This is a genomic window from Acinetobacter kanungonis, from assembly GCF_009939195.1.
GTDB lineage: Bacteria > Pseudomonadota > Gammaproteobacteria > Pseudomonadales > Moraxellaceae > Acinetobacter > Acinetobacter kanungonis.
Genome location: NZ_JAACKC010000005.1, coordinates 169,519 through 184,013, shown reverse-complemented (window position 1 = coordinate 184,013; position 14,495 = coordinate 169,519). Strand labels below are relative to the sequence as shown.

Below are 14,495 nucleotides of genomic sequence, written 5' to 3'. Positions count from 1 at the left end.
GGAATCATAAGCATGACAGTATCTATGACAGAAAGCGCTGCTGCATTTACCGATCAATTTGGTCGCAGCAAGCGTAAACTTCGAATTTCAGTGACAGATCGCTGTAATTTTAAGTGTGTCTATTGCATGCCTGAACATCCTGAGTGGATGAAAAAACATCAAATTTTAAGTTTTGAAGCCTTGTTTCAGTTTTGCCAATTTATGGTGCAACGTGGCATTCAACATATTCGCATTACTGGTGGAGAACCATTAATGCGTCAGGGTGTTGTTCATTTTATTGCAGAATTACAACAACTGCGAAAGTTTGGACTTCAGCAAATTTCCATGACCACGAATGGTCACTACTTAAAAAAATATGCACAAGAACTCAAGCTTGCGGGATTAGACAATATCAATGTCAGTCTCGACAGCGTCGATGCAGCAGGGTTCTACCAACTCACCCAAAAACAGCTCTCGCCCGTGCTGGAGGGAATTCAAGCCGCTTTAGCTGTGGGGCTGCCATTAAAAATTAACAGTGTGCTCATTCAAGGACAAAATCACGAGCAAATCATTCCCTTGGTGCAATGGGCAAAAAACCTTGGTGTTCCGTTGCGTTTTATTGAATTTATGCCCTTAGACGGTGATCGTCATTGGACCACAGCACATGTGGTCAGTGAACAGCAGATACTGGATACGCTTGCATCGAAATTTAATGTTCAAGCCATCCAAGAGCAGTCCAGAAGTCCAGCAAGACAGTATTTGGTCGATGGTCATCCGATCGGCATTATTTCCACCATTACCCATGCCTTTTGTGGTGAATGTGACCGAGTTCGATTGACTGCGCAAGGTGAGTTTTATAACTGTTTATTTGCAACGCAAGGTTTGGCTTTAAAAACCGATATTGAACAGCTACAAACCCATATGGACGTATTGCCAAATGAGTTAGCGCAAAAGTTGGAAGCCTATATCTGGAACAAAAAAGCTGGATTTCATGCCATACAGGCGCAGCAGACACACAGAAAAATTAGTATGCATATGATCGGAGGTTAGTATGATGCAAGCCAGTTCAACCATCCAAATTCAAATTGAAGCCTACGGTGCTGTAGAAAAACTACTTCCTTCAAATTTGATGATTCAGACTCCTTTACACACCGATATTGGCGCTGCCTTAAGCCAACTTACGGCATTGTATCCTGAAGCCAAAACTCTGATTGAACGCTGTGCCTGCGCAATTGGTGAAGATATTGTACCGCGTCATACACCCATTCAGCAGGCAATGACTTTGGTGCTGCTATCACCTGTAGCGGGAGGTTAAGCAATGAGCTTAAAGAATTTTCCACGTGTGCAATCTACTGCACTCGACCAAGCCAATTTTGATGGCATTCAGCATTTCCCCGAGTGTGGTGGAATTGGCATCTTCATCGGCACGGTACGCAACCATCACGAAGGTAAAGCAGTCAAAGCCTTGAAATATACGGCTTATGCACCTGTTGCAGAAAAAATGATTCGAGCCATCGAGCAAGAAATCCAAGCCAAATATCAGGTTTCCTATGTCAGAGTGGTACACCGCATAGGTGCTTTAGAGATAGGCGATACCGCGATTATCGCCATGGCTTATGCAGCACATCGCAGAGAAGCTTTTCAAGCCTGTGAAGAAGCAGTTGAACGGGTTAAACATGAAGTGCCTGTATGGAAAGAAGAATTCTATGCAGATGGTAGCAGTCAATATGTAGAAGGCTGTTGTATTCGTAAAGACCATGATTGTGTGGCAAAAACATCTGAGCATTCACATCAGCATGATTGTCAGCATCACCATAATCATACGAAATCAGTAGCCGTATAAAAAATAGAGTTATAGGAATCAGCAATGAAAAATGTAGGCATGAAAGCCGAAAGTTATCGTACAGCCGTGGCAACAGGCATTTTACATGCACCTGCACATTGCATTGAATTACTGCGTAATGGCAATACCGAAAAGGGCGATGCACTGAAAACGGCGCGTATTGCGGGCATTTTGGCTGCGAAACGGACCGATGAACTGATTCCTTTGTGCCATCCTTTACCTATTTACCGTGCCGATGTGGAATATGAACTATTTGAACAACATGTGCTGATCACCGCCACTGTAGAAACCATTGGGCCTACAGGTGTAGAAATGGAGGCATTAACCGCAGTCAGTTTGGCAGGCTTAACTTTATATGACATGCTCAAGCCCCATTGCGAACCTGAAGATTTGTGCTTAGATCAATGTAAGTTGGCACAAAAGAAAGGCGGGAAATCACATTATACCCGTGCACTCAAAGAAGCCATTCCTGCATCTATCATTGTACTTTCCGATACAGTCGCTGCAGGTAAAAAGCCTGATACTGCGGGACTGAATGTACTCGATATTTTAAAAGAGGCAAACTTTAAAGAGATTGCTTATCAAGTCATTCCTGATAGTCCCGAACAGTTATTGGCGTTAATTGAACAACAGAAAAATCATTATCCACTGATTTTGACAGTGGGCGGAACGGGGCTTGGACCTAAAGATTTGACTGTAGAAACCTTACAACCCTTGATGAAACGTGAAATTCCAGGACTTATGGAAGCATCCAGAAGTTTCGGACAAAAACGTACACCCTATGCGGCATTGAGCCGTGGTGTTGCAGGTTATATTGATCAGAGTTTGGTGATTACTTTGCCGGGAAGCCGTCAAGGAGCAAAAGAGTCGCTAATTGCGATTCAACCTGCATTAATTCATCTTTTTGATGTACAGAAAAATATTCCACATGCTGGAGGATACCAATAATGTCAGGGTGTGGTGCAGAAAAAGGCTTAATCAGTGTTGACCAAGCCTTGGCGAAGATAATTGAAACTGTAAAGCCTTTAGCGGGTAAGAAAATTTCGCTACAACACGCACTGCATCACTATCTGGCAACTGACATTTATTCTGAAATCGATTTGCCGCTGTTTAGCCAAAGTGCGGTTGATGGTTATGCGTTATGTAGCCATGAAGCAATCTTAGCTGATGCTCAATTTGAATTGGTGGGTGAAATACGTGCAGGCCAAGACCAAAACCTACAACTAGGACAGGGGCAAGCATTGCGTATTTTTACGGGTGCCAAAATTCCTGAAGGGACAACCACTGTCGCGCGACAAGAAATCGTCAAGGTTTTAGGGTCAAATCAAATCCAGATCGAAACAAATCTGGCAATCCATGCCGATATTCGAGATGTAGGCGAAGAACTCAGTAATGGACAACTGCTGGCAAATCAAGGGCAACATTTAACTGTCGGTACAATTGCAGCACTCAGTATGGCAGGTGTTATAGAGGTTGAAGTTTACTGCTATCCACGTGTTGCTGTGGTGATTACTGGCGATGAAGTTGCTCATAATCTAGAGGATTTTGCAGCAGGCATGATTTTCGATGCCAATGCACCACTTATACAGGCATGGTTTGCAGAACGACAACAACAGGTTCAAATTTTCCATGTAGCAGACACTGAATCTGCTGTGGTGCAACTTATTCAACAATTAAAACATGAATATGATGTGATTCTTACAACGGGTGGAGTCTCGGTTGGGGATTATGACTTTGTTCGCCCCGTTGCTTTGGCTCAAGGCTTTCAGCAAATCTTCTGGAAGGTCAAACAGAAACCTGGCAAACCGATGTTATTTGCTGAATTTCAGCGTTCACCTGAAGAATCATGTTATCTGTTGGGACTTCCGGGTAATCCTGCCGCGGTATTTGTTGGCATGCAAGTTTATACCTCAACTTTGCTTCAGGCACTGCAAGGTCAGGCACAGTTACCGAATTGGTTTACAGCCACACTGACTCAGCCCATTAAAAGTGATGCCAGAGAGCGCTTTTTAAGAATGCATGCATGTTTTGAGCAAGGGCAGTTAAGTGTTAAAAATCTCTCGAAACAACAGTCGCATATGCTGAGTAATTTGATGCAAGCCAACTGTTTGGTGCGAGTACCTGATAATCAGGTGCTGTCAGAAGGCTCCGTAGTACAAGGAATGTTTATTTAGTCGTGTAATGTACATTTTATTAGGGCAAAGTGTGGTGGTGAAATGAAAGTCGTAAATGCAGTCATACTTGGAATCTCGACACTTTTGACAGCAACAGGGCATGCTGGAACGGTAAAAGTTTATGCGGCTGCAAGTTTGACCAATGCCTTAACGGATATTTTAAAACTCTACCAAACCCAATCTCCTGAAACTAAGATTGTTCCTGTATTTGCAGCCTCTTCTGCCTTGGCCAAACAGATTGAAGCAGGTGCCAGTAGCGATATCTATTTTTCTGCTGACCTTGACTGGATGGAGTATCTGGTACTAAAACAGAAAATTCAGCGTACACAGGTCCAACCCTTTTTATTGAATCAATTGGTACTGATTAGTCCGAAGCAATTGAACATTCCATTTCAAGCCAAGCCACAATTTAACTTTTCAGGTTCATTTCAAGGACATCTCTGTACAGGTCAGATGGAATCAGTTCCTGCAGGGAAATATGCCAAACAAAGTTTGATTAAACTGGGCTGGCTGGATGATTTAAAAGGCAGAATTGTTGGCACGGATGATGTCCGTGCAGCATTGGCATTTGTCGAGCGTGGCGAATGTTCCGTCGGAATTGTCTATAAGACCGATGCCTTAATCAGTCAAAAAGTCAAAATCATTGGAACTTTTCCCGCAAATACCCATCACCCCATTATTTATCCAATGGCTTTAACCCAACAAGGGATGCGCAATAAAGAGGCGATACAGTTTGAGCAATATATACGTACGAACAGCAAAGCCAAACAGGTTTTTCAACGCTACGGTTTTGTGTTGAAGTAACAGGACAATGTGATGTTAAGTGCAGAAGAGCTCAGTGCATTATACCTCTCGGCAAAAGTAGCACTGTTCGCCACAATCATTAGCTTGCCATTCGCAATTGCATTGGCGTGGGTACTGGCACGTTATGAGTTTCGACTTAAATTCTTAGTCGAAGCTGTTTTACAAATGCCAATGGTTTTACCCCCAGTCGTTTTGGGTTATTTGCTGTTGATAGTATTTGGTCAGCAGGGCTGGATAGGACGGTATTTAAATCAATTGGGTATTCAAGTTGCATTTAATTGGAAAGGGGCTGTGCTCGCATCCATCATTGTTGCCTTTCCGCTGATGGTGCAGCCGATCAGATTGTCCTTTCAACTGATTAATCAACAATTGGAACAAGTCGCAGCAACCTTGGGGGCAAACCCGCTTCATGTGTTTTGCAGTATCAGTTTACCATTGGCTATTCCCGGGATCATCATTGGAAGTATTTTGTGCTTTAGCAGAAGCTTGGGCGAGTTTGGTGCAACCATTACCTTTGTTGGCAATATTCCTGATGAAACCCGTACCATCCCCATCACCATTTATTCATTTCTTCAGCAACCCAATGGCGAAGAGATGGCAATGCGTCTGGTGATGTTATCGTTGTTGTTGGCGTTTAGTGCTTTAATCGCCAATTATGTCATTTTACAGAAATATCAAAAGCGAATTGGGGGTTAGGCTATGTTGAACTGTAACTTCCATTACCAGCGCGGCGAGTTTAATCTACATATTCAGCTCGAAATGCAGCAACAGATTTTAGGTGTAGTCGGTGCATCGGGGAGTGGCAAAACGACATTTCTAAAAAACCTTGCGGGTTTACTTAAACCGAAGTCAGGTAGTATTTGCCTTGATCAACAGTATTTATTTGATTCTACGCAAAATCTTGATCTTGCTCCCCATCAGCGGCATGTGGCATTGGTGTTTCAGCAAGCTTTATTATTTCCGCATCTCAATGTTCGGCAAAACTTGAAATATGCAGAAAAACTTAAAAATACATCGCAAATCAAGTTTCATTATGAGCAGATTATTCAACTCTTAGAATTAGAGAAACTGATTCAGCGCAAAGCACATCAGCTTTCAGGTGGGGAAGCACAGCGCGTCTGTTTAGGACGCGCATTATTATCTTCGCCAGATTTATTATTGCTGGATGAACCGCTTACAGGCTTGGACATTCAGCTGAAACAACAAATCTTACCCTTTTTAAAGCGCATTAAAGATGAGCTAAATTTGCCCATGATTTATGTCACTCATCATATTGAAGAATTAGAAAGTTTGGATGCGCAAATCTTAACAATGCAAGCGGGGCAATTAGTAGGCTAAAGCTTTAGAAAATACATACAATCACATAAAAAGGTAGAATTTGATATTGGAGATCTTATAAAAAAAAGCGATGATATAAGCCTATTTCAAAAAGAACAGGATTCCAAATTTAGTGTTTGAACTTGACTGTAAATTGCTCAGCATTTTTTTCTACGTGTATAAATTTAAAAGTGTTTCTGTCGCGGCAGAACAACTGTGCATGAGCCAACCTGCAGTGAGTAATAGCCTGAATAAAATCCGTCAGCATTATAACGATCCGCTGTTTTTACGTATTGGCAATGAAATGATGCCAACGGAACTCTCCAAACAGCTATTTCCATTGGTCAGTGAAGCGCTGAACCGTATTGAATTGATTAATAATTTCACCATCGATTTTGATGAAATGAACTCGCATCAGCAATTTAATATTGCGATGACCGATGTCTCGCACTTGGTGTTGTTGCCGAAGATTTCACAGTATTTGAAACAGCATGCACCGCATGTCCGATTGAATGTACGTCCCATTACCTCTGAAACCAGTTACCAAATGGCAAATGGTGAAATTGATCTTGCGATTGGTTTCTTGCCGCATATGGAAAATGGTTTCTATCAACAACTGTTATTTGAACAATATTATGTAGTGATTGCGGCAAAGAATCACCCGCGCTTAACCCCAAATCATTTGACCATCGAACAATATTTGGCAGAGTCACATATTGATATTGATGCGGGTATTGGTAATTATCATATTGAAAACGAACTGTTAAGACTAGACTTAAAACGTAATATTATCATGCGCTTACCTAGTTACTTAGGTGTAGGTTTGGTGGTGCAGGAATCAGATGCGATAGCCACAGTCCCTTATTACTTAAGTGAAGTGCTGTTATCTCGTGGCAATTTACAAATTTTTGATGCACCAATTTCTTTCCCAACCTATAGCGTCAAACAGTTCTGGCATATGTCTTGCCATCACAAGACCAGTCATCAATGGTTAAGACAAATGTGTCATGAAATTTTAGCGCGTTAACATATTTCTAAAGATAAAAAAGAGGTCTACACAGACCTCTTTTTATTTGAGTTTAACACGCAAAATTATTGCTGCGTATCACCTTCATTCAGAATTTGCCCTGTGTGCTTTGGTGTAATTAAAGGTGCAGTCGGACGCGGTCCTGTGTATTGCAAGCCGACACCCGCATAGACATCATCTGCTGCAACTTCGGTTTCAAAACGTTCTTTGTCTCGTTCTCGGATTTCTTGGCTAATTTCTTCAACATCACTCTGGTCAACACCCAATTCTTCTAAAATCGCACCGCCAAATAGCATGGCCGACTCGAAGGTTTCTCGAATCATGTAATCCACATTTTGTTTTGCTAAATGCAGCGCATGCTCACGGTCATAAGAGCGAACCAGTAACTTGGTCAAAGGAAATTCATGTTGCACCAACTCTACAATCTTATTCGTCGTTTCTTTGTGGTCGACGCAAACCACAATTGCTTCAGCCGTATCTGCTCCCGAGGCATGTAAAATATCTAAACGGGAACCATCACCATAATAAATTTTAAATCCAAATCTTTCAGCATTTTGAATCATGTCGATATCATTATCAATGATGGTCACGTCAATGCCTCGAGCAAGCAATAATTGACTTGAGACTTGTCCAAAACGACCGAAACCAATCATCAGGACTTTTCCAGAAAGTCCTTCGGCAATACGGATATTTTCCAAAGAAGTTTGTTCTGTAGTTTGGGTAAAACGTTTAAACAGAATGCCTATGATGGGGGTCAAAATCATCGACAAGACCACAATCGCAGTCAGGTTAGAGCGTTCAACAGCACTAATGACTTGAGCACTCATGGCGGCAGTAAAGAGGACAAAAGCAAACTCACCCCCTTGAGCCATCAGTAATGCGCGATCGAGTGCTTCGGAGTGTGAACTTTTGGTCAGACGTGCAATCAGGTAAATCATGGATGCTTTGACGAACATCAACAGAAGTACAGCACTTAAGATTAACGTCCAGTTATTTTTCACGACGTTAAGGTCTAATGACATGCCTACGCCCAGAAAAAATAACCCGAGCAATATGCCACGAAACGGTTCAATATCCGCTTCAATCTGATGACGAAAAGTGGATTCGGAGAGTAATACCCCTGCAAGGAATGCCCCCATTGCCATTGATAAGCCACTGACTTGCATCAGTAATGCTGCGCCGAGCACCACCAAGAGTGCTGCTGCAGTCATGACTTCACGGGCTTTGGCTGCGGCTAATAAGCGAAATAAAGGGTTAAGCAACCAATAGCCTGCAGCGATTAAACCTGCAATTGAAATTAAACCAATTCCGATGCTCTGCAAACGTGTAGAAGTACTTTCAACAACATGATTCGGTGCGATAAAAGCGACAATTGCCAATAACGGTACAATCAATAAGTCTTCAAACAGCAGGATCGAGACAATTTTTTGTCCTCGTGGTTGAGCAATGTCACCACGATCTCCCAAAAGTTGCATCACAATTGCAGTCGAGGTGAGTACAAAGCCCGCAGCACACACAAAACTCACTTGCCAAGAATAGCCATAAACCAAGCCTACAGCCGTTAACCCCAATGAACAGGCAATGATTTGTAATGTGCCTAATCCAAAAATTTCTTTTCTTAAACTCCATAAATGCGATGGTCGCATTTCTAGTCCAATCACAAACAGATACATCACAATACCAAGCTCAGCGATATGCAGAATAGACGCAGAATCGTAGAAAAATGCCAGACCAAATGGACCAATAATTAATCCTGCAATTAAATATCCCAATACCGAGCTTAGTCCTAGGCGCTTGATTAAGGGGACTGCGATCACTGCAGCCGTGAGCAATATGACAGGGGATAGAAGGCTGATAGATGTGGCTTCTGCACTCATATATTCCTCAGATTGGTATAATTATTTTAAAAAATATTAACTGATTCTGCAGGGCATAAACACCATAATTTTTAGATGGATTTAAGACAAGTTCTTAGACTTAACATTTTGCGTATCTTTATAATTTTTTTAATTTATTGCTACATGATCTTTTGCATCAGTCACCATGCTCAAGCTCTTGGTCACTGATGCAGCATTTTAACAGATCAATTTTTAAATTTGGTGTTTCAGTGGCTTAAGGCATAAAAGCAGAATCGGCATTTACCACAAAAATCACGCAGATACAGAAAAAAGCACAATATAAGAAAAACCAGAGAATCATACGTTTAAAGGCTTTGTCTGAAATGGAGCTGTCTGCATATTTTTCGGGTTTCTTTGCACCGTGATCATCGTTCATTACAAAACTCACTCTGTTAAGATCTGTCATGATTATGCGGTGATAAAAGCAATATCAGTAGATACACTTTTGCGCTAAAAAACTATAACAGTAGATTCATTTATGCACTGTCTGTTATGTTTTGAGGAGCGCTATTCTCGTGACAATTCTATAAGGTTCAACTTGATATTACTCAATCATACTTTTCGGCTTCTCAGGTGCCTGAGTCGACACTGGCCTCATTTTAAGCCATGTATTCCAAGGCAATAATGGCAGCATGATTAGGAAGATCCCCAATATTGTCAGTGAATCTGGCACTTCATTGAACCATATCACACCAATTAAATTGACAAATATAAGCCCTGAGTTCTCTGCTACAGCAATTGTACTCGCGGGTGCCCGCTGATACGCAGCCACAGCCAATCCATTGTAAATCAGTACTAAAGCTGCACTCGCTAAAATCAACAACAGCTGTATGGTGGAAAGAGGTGCCCAGTAGAATAACGCTAGGCTGGCTGATATAGGGAGTGAAAGTAACGATGTCCAAAAGAGCGTGCTGACAAGCGTTTGCTGCTCAGGTAATTTTCTTGCAGTAAGGTTAAATAGCGCTAAAGTTATAGTGGTCAAGAGCGCGAAGATGGCTGCCCACTGAAATTCTAATGGTCTCAACACAACGATAACCCCAATAAAACCTAACAGCGTTGCAGCACTCTGCCCAAGAGTTGGTCTCTCGCGGAGCAGTAGAATGGATAAGGGTAGCATCACCAGCGGTGCTGCATAAAAAACTGCATTAGCCGCTGCAAGCGTTAAGTGTGTTATGGCGACAACCATGCAACCGCTGCCGATGATAATCAGATGTGCTCTAAATAGATTGAGTTTAGGACTATACAGCTTTCGCTGCTGCTTAGACTGCTTCAGCCATAAAGGGCAAATAACCAAAGTAGAAAACAATTGGCGTATAAAAATGTATTGAAAGGTTGAGATTTCACCATTCAGCAACTTTACCGCAACATCAGAAAGTGAAGTGGCAAAGTTACCTATGATGAGAAGAAGTATCGCAATATGAGTTACAGATAAAGGCACGCTTATTTTTCCAACTTCATATCGATATGTGGAATGTCATCTTCCAAATACATCGCCGATGTCGGGATAAATCCATGCTGCTGATAGAATTCTGAAAGGTGCTCTTGAGCGCCAATCTCAATCGATTCTCTAGACCATAACACTCCACATGCATTCAAAGCCTCTTGTACCAGTTGATGCCCCAAGCCACCTCCGCGATGACCTTTTGCAATCGCCACACGACCAATACTGACTGAAGGGTAGCTCACTCCCTTTGGCAATAGGCGCGCGCAGGCAATGAGTTTGTCAGCTTGATAACCCAATAAGTGATGAACATCTTGTAAGTGATCTTTGCCATCCAATTCTGGATAAGGACATTTTTGCTCAACCACAAACACATCAACTCTCAGTTGAAGGAGTTGATAGAGTTGCATTGTGCTCAGTTGGGAAAACAATTTGAGTTGCCAAGTAATCATTCTATTGCTGTCATGCTATAGATGAAGTCTAAAATGTAACAAGGCTTGGTAATCCGAGCATTAACAATTGTTAATTTTAGCTACGCTTTTTGATACGACTTAGACTGATAGAAGTAATGCCAAGATAAGCCGCAATTTGATAATCGTTGAGGCGCTCTAGTAAGTGAGGATAATGTTGGCAGAACAGTTCATAGCGCTGTTCAGGGGTATAGAGCAACATAAAGCGCTCTTTGTTTTCCTTATACATGAGTTGCGTTTCCAGCAACTTCAGATAAATACTGTGCTTTTGCGCACGCCATGTTCTCAATGTTTCAATAGATAGCGACAGAATAGAGCACGGGGTAAGAGATTCGAGCTGATAGGGTGAAGGTTGTTGCTTGATTAGGCTTTCAAAACCAATAATCCAGTCATTTTCCCAATAAAACTGTTTGCTAAACTCTTTACCTTTGTCCGTCAGGTAATTGGCGTGACATATTCCATCTAAGAGAAAGAAAATCTCTTTAGCAACTTCACCTTGATGGAGCAAGATATGCCGCGTCGGTAATTCAATTCGTTTTGCTGAATGCCTTAGTTGCTCTATCTCTAGTTGAGTAAAATCATTTTGTTTTAATTGTTGCTGGAAAGCGTCAAACATGGTGCAAGGTATCTAAGTCAGTTTCTTTAGCTAGTCTATAATAAGATGTTGATAAAACATCTCATGAATGGATCTTTGAATCTACTCTATATACTTTGAGGTACTAAAAGTAGTAATCAATCACCGCCATTTATATCTATTTTGCTTTATCTTTCAATAGATTAAGATTTTTAAAATAACTCTATAATTCAAATTTATTTCCCTTTAAATACAGGTTTTCGTTTCTCAACCATCGCCATCACGCCTTCATGTGCATCTTCCGATTGAAATAATGCAGGCAAATATGAAGCTAAATTTTGCAATGCTTGAGCTGAACCTTTCAAATTCGCTTCTTGTGCAGATTGAATTAAAGCTTGAACTGCTAGTGGCGCTGACTTGCAAATCTCTTGGGCAATTTCTACAGCACGCGTGAACTGCTTACCACGAATGACACTTTCTGAAATCAGGTTTAAATCTAAAGCTGTGGCAGATGTAAAACTTTTCCCCGTTAATAAATAGGGCATGGTTTTTTGCCAGCCTGCGGCTTGAATAAAACGAACGGTTGCGCCACCAAATGGCATAATGCCACGTTGTACTTCCATTTGCGCAAATTTGCAGTCTTCACTGGCAATCACAACATCTGCATTCAACATTAATTCAATTCCTGCAGTAAAACAGGTTCCTTGAACTGCAACCACGACGGGTTTGGTTCTGGGCTTACCACTCACACCCCATGGATCAATTTGGTCTGCACTAAAGTTAAAAATTCCTTGTGCCAATTTATCTTGCAACTCAAGTAAATCTAGCCCTGCGGTAAAGTGTTCCCCATGGGCATAAATGACTGCACAACGTAAAGCTGGATCAGCTTCGTAATCGGTCAAGGCTTGCGATAACGCTAAAATCATATGGCTATCAAAGGCATTTCGTTTACTGACCCGATCTAAACCAATCAGTAAAAGATGGTCTTGGACTTCACGACTTACATTTCCGTTTACTTTATTCATTGTTGCACTCCTTATTATTATGCTGAGTGGGTGCTCTTATTATGGAATGACTCTTTTAAAAAATGAAAGCTTAGAACTGTAGCTAAATAATATAAGCCTCCTTCACTATAAAAAGTGTAAGCAGGCTTATGAATTAAAATAAAACTGTATTTTTTAGTGTGGGATCGATTGCTTTTGCGCTTCTACAACGGCTTTTAAACCCGCCAAAGAGAAGGTTTTAAAGTGTTGTGCCAATTGCTTGGCAGGAATGTAACGCATACTTTGTAATGGACCTGGGACAGCCAAACTGGTCATGATCAGCATTAGGCAAGGTGCAACAACACTAAATATGCAGGGCAATAGGGTCGGGTCATTTTCATCTAGACTGGTAATTTGGCTAATAATACGACGTATAATTTGAAACTTACGCATACCTTCAGTTTCAAAAAAATTTAATAAATGTGCGGAAGGTGAAAATATTTCACGTATAAAAACTTTGCCGTGCCAAACATCGTGTTCGACCAATTTAACCACCAAAGTTTCAAAAAATATGCCCAGTTTTTCTTCAGAATCACATTGCAAATCGGCAATAGCCTGAAGTTCTTGCTCATTCAGATAATGGGCGTGCGCTTCGCTCAGTACCGCTTGATACAAGCCATCACGTCCACCAAAGTGATAATTGATGGCCGCAAGATCAACCTCAGCCAGTTTAACAATTTCCTTGTTACTTGTTTGCGCCCAACCCAATTGGGCAATTAGCTGACCTGCGGCTTCAAGAATCTTCGTCTTTGTTACATCACCATCACTACGTCTTGCTCTGGACATCTTTTCACCCAAATGTATATTAAGATGAAGTATATCTTTGATCCTGCTCTTATGGTAATTTAAATTCAAATTGAATTTAAACTTTGTAGCATAAGCACAATTAGAAAAGGCTAGCACTGATGAAAAAGACAGCTATTGCAGTCATTATTTTAATAGCAGTAATCGTGGGGAGTGTTGGGGCTTGGTTTTATTTTAAACATCGTTCAAGCGAAAGTGACCTAACCCTCTACGGTAACGTAGATATTCGTCAGGTCTCCTTAGCCTTTGAAAATGCAGGTAGAATTAAAACTCTGAATGTGCAAGAAGGTGATCATGTTCAGTTAGGTCAAGTGCTGGCAGAGCTAGATACTTCTGCACTAGACATTCAAGAAAAGCAAGCCGAAGCACAATTAGACATTCAGCAACAGGCGATTTTGACCCAAGATGAAGGAGCGCGACCTGAAGAGATTGTGCAGGCACGTGCACAAATTGCTTCTGCACAAGCAGAGCTAGACAAAACCAGTAAGGCCTTGCAACGTCTGTTGGCTTTAAATTCTAGCAGTGCGGGTAAAGCCATTAGCCAACAAGAAATTGACGCTGCACAAAGCAATAAAAATGCGGCTCAAGCTGCTGTCAAAGAGCGTCAAGCCAATCTGGATTTATTACTGCAAGGCGCACGTAAAGAAGATCGTGAAGCCACCAAAGCCCAATACCAAGCGACAAAAGCCAATTTAGAATATATCCAATATCAACAAAAACAGGCGGTACTTATTGCCCCGAATGATGCGGTGGTGCGTACTCGTCTTCAAGAAGTCGGGGATATGACCAATGCACAAAAAGCAGTCTATACACTTGCACTGACCAATCCGAAATGGGTGCGGGTATATGCCAATGAAGCGCAATTGAATCAGATACATTTGGGAAACTTGGCGCAAATTTATCGGGATAGCTTGCCTGACCAACCGATTCAGGGAAAAGTTGGATATATCGCATCTGTGGCTGAATTCACCCCTAAAACAGTACAAACAAAAGATATTCGTACCAGCTTGGTTTATGAAGTACGTGTTTATGTCGAAGACCCAACCGATCAATTAAAAATGGGACAGCCTGTTACAGTAAAAATCGAGCCATCAGTAAATTCAGCGCAAGAGAAAAAATAA

Annotated in this window: 17 protein-coding genes; 10 read left to right on the top strand and 7 right to left on the bottom strand. The window is 41.5% G+C overall.

Annotated features, from left to right (window positions below; translation table 11 throughout):
• Nucleotides 1-12 precede the first annotated feature (12 nt).
• From moaA to GWK51_RS11690, 9 genes are all read left to right on the top strand, one after another.
• Complete coding sequence (gene moaA / locus GWK51_RS11730) at nucleotides 13-1,029, top strand: GTP 3',8-cyclase MoaA (protein WP_161933844.1); 1,017 nt, start codon at nucleotides 13-15, stop codon at nucleotides 1,027-1,029.
• A gap of 1 nt (nucleotide 1,030) precedes the next feature.
• Nucleotides 1,031-1,294 (top strand): MoaD/ThiS family protein, encoded by a 264-nt coding sequence (locus tag GWK51_RS11725; protein WP_407925980.1) that lies wholly within the window; start codon nucleotides 1,031-1,033, stop codon nucleotides 1,292-1,294.
• A gap of 3 nt (nucleotides 1,295-1,297) precedes the next feature.
• Nucleotides 1,298-1,822, top strand: a complete 525-nt coding sequence (locus tag GWK51_RS11720; RefSeq protein WP_161933843.1) for a molybdenum cofactor biosynthesis protein MoaE — start codon at nucleotides 1,298-1,300, stop codon at nucleotides 1,820-1,822.
• Nucleotides 1,823-1,846: 24 nt separating this feature from the next.
• Nucleotides 1,847-2,770 carry a bifunctional molybdenum cofactor biosynthesis protein MoaC/MoaB gene (gene moaCB / locus GWK51_RS11715; protein WP_161933842.1) on the top strand — a complete coding sequence of 308 codons (924 nt, stop codon included), beginning with the start codon at nucleotides 1,847-1,849 and terminating at the stop codon, nucleotides 2,768-2,770.
• Entirely contained in the window at nucleotides 2,770-3,996 is a 1,227-nt protein-coding gene (locus GWK51_RS11710; protein WP_161933841.1) for a molybdopterin molybdotransferase MoeA, read from the top strand. Before moaCB ends, GWK51_RS11710 begins: the two co-directional genes overlap by 1 nt.
• 42 nt (nucleotides 3,997-4,038) lie before the next feature.
• Nucleotides 4,039-4,800, top strand: coding sequence for a molybdate ABC transporter substrate-binding protein (modA, locus tag GWK51_RS11705; protein WP_161933840.1), 762 nt, complete (start codon nucleotides 4,039-4,041; stop codon nucleotides 4,798-4,800).
• Nucleotides 4,801-4,812: 12 nt separating this feature from the next.
• Nucleotides 4,813-5,496 carry a molybdate ABC transporter permease subunit gene (gene modB / locus GWK51_RS11700; RefSeq protein WP_161933839.1) on the top strand — a complete coding sequence of 228 codons (684 nt, stop codon included), beginning with the start codon at nucleotides 4,813-4,815 and terminating at the stop codon, nucleotides 5,494-5,496.
• 3 nt (nucleotides 5,497-5,499) lie between these two features.
• Nucleotides 5,500-6,138, top strand: coding sequence for an ATP-binding cassette domain-containing protein (locus GWK51_RS11695; RefSeq protein ID WP_161933838.1), 639 nt, complete (start codon nucleotides 5,500-5,502; stop codon nucleotides 6,136-6,138).
• 112 nt (nucleotides 6,139-6,250) lie between these two features.
• Nucleotides 6,251-7,144 (top strand): LysR substrate-binding domain-containing protein, encoded by an 894-nt coding sequence (locus tag GWK51_RS11690; protein ID WP_100240809.1) that lies wholly within the window; start codon nucleotides 6,251-6,253, stop codon nucleotides 7,142-7,144.
• Nucleotides 7,145-7,209: 65 nt separating this feature from the next.
• Here the strand turns inward: GWK51_RS11690 and GWK51_RS11685 are convergent, their stop codons facing one another.
• From GWK51_RS11685 to GWK51_RS11660, 7 genes are all read right to left on the bottom strand, one after another.
• Nucleotides 7,210-9,021 (bottom strand): monovalent cation:proton antiporter-2 (CPA2) family protein, encoded by a 1,812-nt coding sequence (locus tag GWK51_RS11685; protein ID WP_161933837.1) that lies wholly within the window; start codon nucleotides 9,019-9,021, stop codon nucleotides 7,210-7,212.
• A 235-nt stretch (nucleotides 9,022-9,256) separates the two neighbouring features.
• On the bottom strand, nucleotides 9,257-9,418 hold the full coding sequence (locus tag GWK51_RS16485) for a hypothetical protein (RefSeq protein ID WP_171334027.1): 162 nt from the start codon (nucleotides 9,416-9,418) through the stop codon (nucleotides 9,257-9,259).
• Between the two features lie 168 nt (nucleotides 9,419-9,586).
• A complete protein-coding gene (locus GWK51_RS16765) occupies nucleotides 9,587-10,480 on the bottom strand; it encodes a DMT family transporter (RefSeq protein ID WP_161933836.1) in 894 nt (297 codons plus the stop codon).
• Between the two features lie 2 nt (nucleotides 10,481-10,482).
• Nucleotides 10,483-10,893, bottom strand: coding sequence for a GNAT family N-acetyltransferase (locus tag GWK51_RS11675; protein WP_235941136.1), 411 nt, complete (start codon nucleotides 10,891-10,893; stop codon nucleotides 10,483-10,485).
• Nucleotides 10,894-11,011: 118 nt separating this feature from the next.
• Nucleotides 11,012-11,569 carry a Crp/Fnr family transcriptional regulator gene (locus tag GWK51_RS11670; RefSeq protein ID WP_161933834.1) on the bottom strand — a complete coding sequence of 186 codons (558 nt, stop codon included), beginning with the start codon at nucleotides 11,567-11,569 and terminating at the stop codon, nucleotides 11,012-11,014.
• 194 nt (nucleotides 11,570-11,763) lie between these two features.
• The gene (locus GWK51_RS11665) at nucleotides 11,764-12,552 is read right to left on the bottom strand and encodes a crotonase/enoyl-CoA hydratase family protein (RefSeq protein ID WP_161933833.1); all 789 of its coding nucleotides are present in this window, start codon (nucleotides 12,550-12,552) and stop codon (nucleotides 11,764-11,766) included.
• 153 nt (nucleotides 12,553-12,705) lie between these two features.
• A complete protein-coding gene (locus tag GWK51_RS11660) occupies nucleotides 12,706-13,356 on the bottom strand; it encodes a CerR family C-terminal domain-containing protein (RefSeq protein ID WP_161933832.1) in 651 nt (216 codons plus the stop codon).
• Nucleotides 13,357-13,475: 119 nt separating this feature from the next.
• On the opposite strand from GWK51_RS11660, the gene GWK51_RS11655 reads away from it, so the two are divergent.
• On the top strand, nucleotides 13,476-14,495 hold the full coding sequence (locus tag GWK51_RS11655; RefSeq protein WP_161933831.1) for an HlyD family efflux transporter periplasmic adaptor subunit: 1,020 nt from the start codon (nucleotides 13,476-13,478) through the stop codon (nucleotides 14,493-14,495).

What these genes read in the sequence shown, in the direction of transcription:
- GWK51_RS11695 (WP_161933838.1), top strand. Translation starts at nt 5,500, where the DNA reads ATGTTGAACTGTAACTTCCATTACCAGCGCGGCGAGTTTAATCTACAT.
- GWK51_RS11660 (WP_161933832.1), bottom strand. Translation starts at nt 13,356, where the DNA reads ATGTCCAGAGCAAGACGTAGTGATGGTGATGTAACAAAGACGAAGATT.
- moaA (WP_161933844.1), top strand. Translation starts at nt 13, where the DNA reads ATGACAGTATCTATGACAGAAAGCGCTGCTGCATTTACCGATCAATTT.
- GWK51_RS16485 (WP_171334027.1), bottom strand. Translation starts at nt 9,418, where the DNA reads ATGAACGATGATCACGGTGCAAAGAAACCCGAAAAATATGCAGACAGC.
- GWK51_RS11720 (WP_161933843.1), top strand. Translation starts at nt 1,298, where the DNA reads ATGAGCTTAAAGAATTTTCCACGTGTGCAATCTACTGCACTCGACCAA.
- GWK51_RS11655 (WP_161933831.1), top strand. Translation starts at nt 13,476, where the DNA reads ATGAAAAAGACAGCTATTGCAGTCATTATTTTAATAGCAGTAATCGTG.
- GWK51_RS11725 (WP_407925980.1), top strand. Translation starts at nt 1,031, where the DNA reads ATGATGCAAGCCAGTTCAACCATCCAAATTCAAATTGAAGCCTACGGT.
- GWK51_RS11675 (WP_235941136.1), bottom strand. Translation starts at nt 10,893, where the DNA reads ATGCAACTCTATCAACTCCTTCAACTGAGAGTTGATGTGTTTGTGGTT.
- modA (WP_161933840.1), top strand. Translation starts at nt 4,039, where the DNA reads ATGAAAGTCGTAAATGCAGTCATACTTGGAATCTCGACACTTTTGACA.
- moaCB (WP_161933842.1), top strand. Translation starts at nt 1,847, where the DNA reads ATGAAAAATGTAGGCATGAAAGCCGAAAGTTATCGTACAGCCGTGGCA.
- GWK51_RS11685 (WP_161933837.1), bottom strand. Translation starts at nt 9,021, where the DNA reads ATGAGTGCAGAAGCCACATCTATCAGCCTTCTATCCCCTGTCATATTG.
- GWK51_RS11710 (WP_161933841.1), top strand. Translation starts at nt 2,770, where the DNA reads ATGTCAGGGTGTGGTGCAGAAAAAGGCTTAATCAGTGTTGACCAAGCC.
- modB (WP_161933839.1), top strand. Translation starts at nt 4,813, where the DNA reads ATGTTAAGTGCAGAAGAGCTCAGTGCATTATACCTCTCGGCAAAAGTA.
- GWK51_RS11665 (WP_161933833.1), bottom strand. Translation starts at nt 12,552, where the DNA reads ATGAATAAAGTAAACGGAAATGTAAGTCGTGAAGTCCAAGACCATCTT.
- GWK51_RS11670 (WP_161933834.1), bottom strand. Translation starts at nt 11,569, where the DNA reads ATGTTTGACGCTTTCCAGCAACAATTAAAACAAAATGATTTTACTCAA.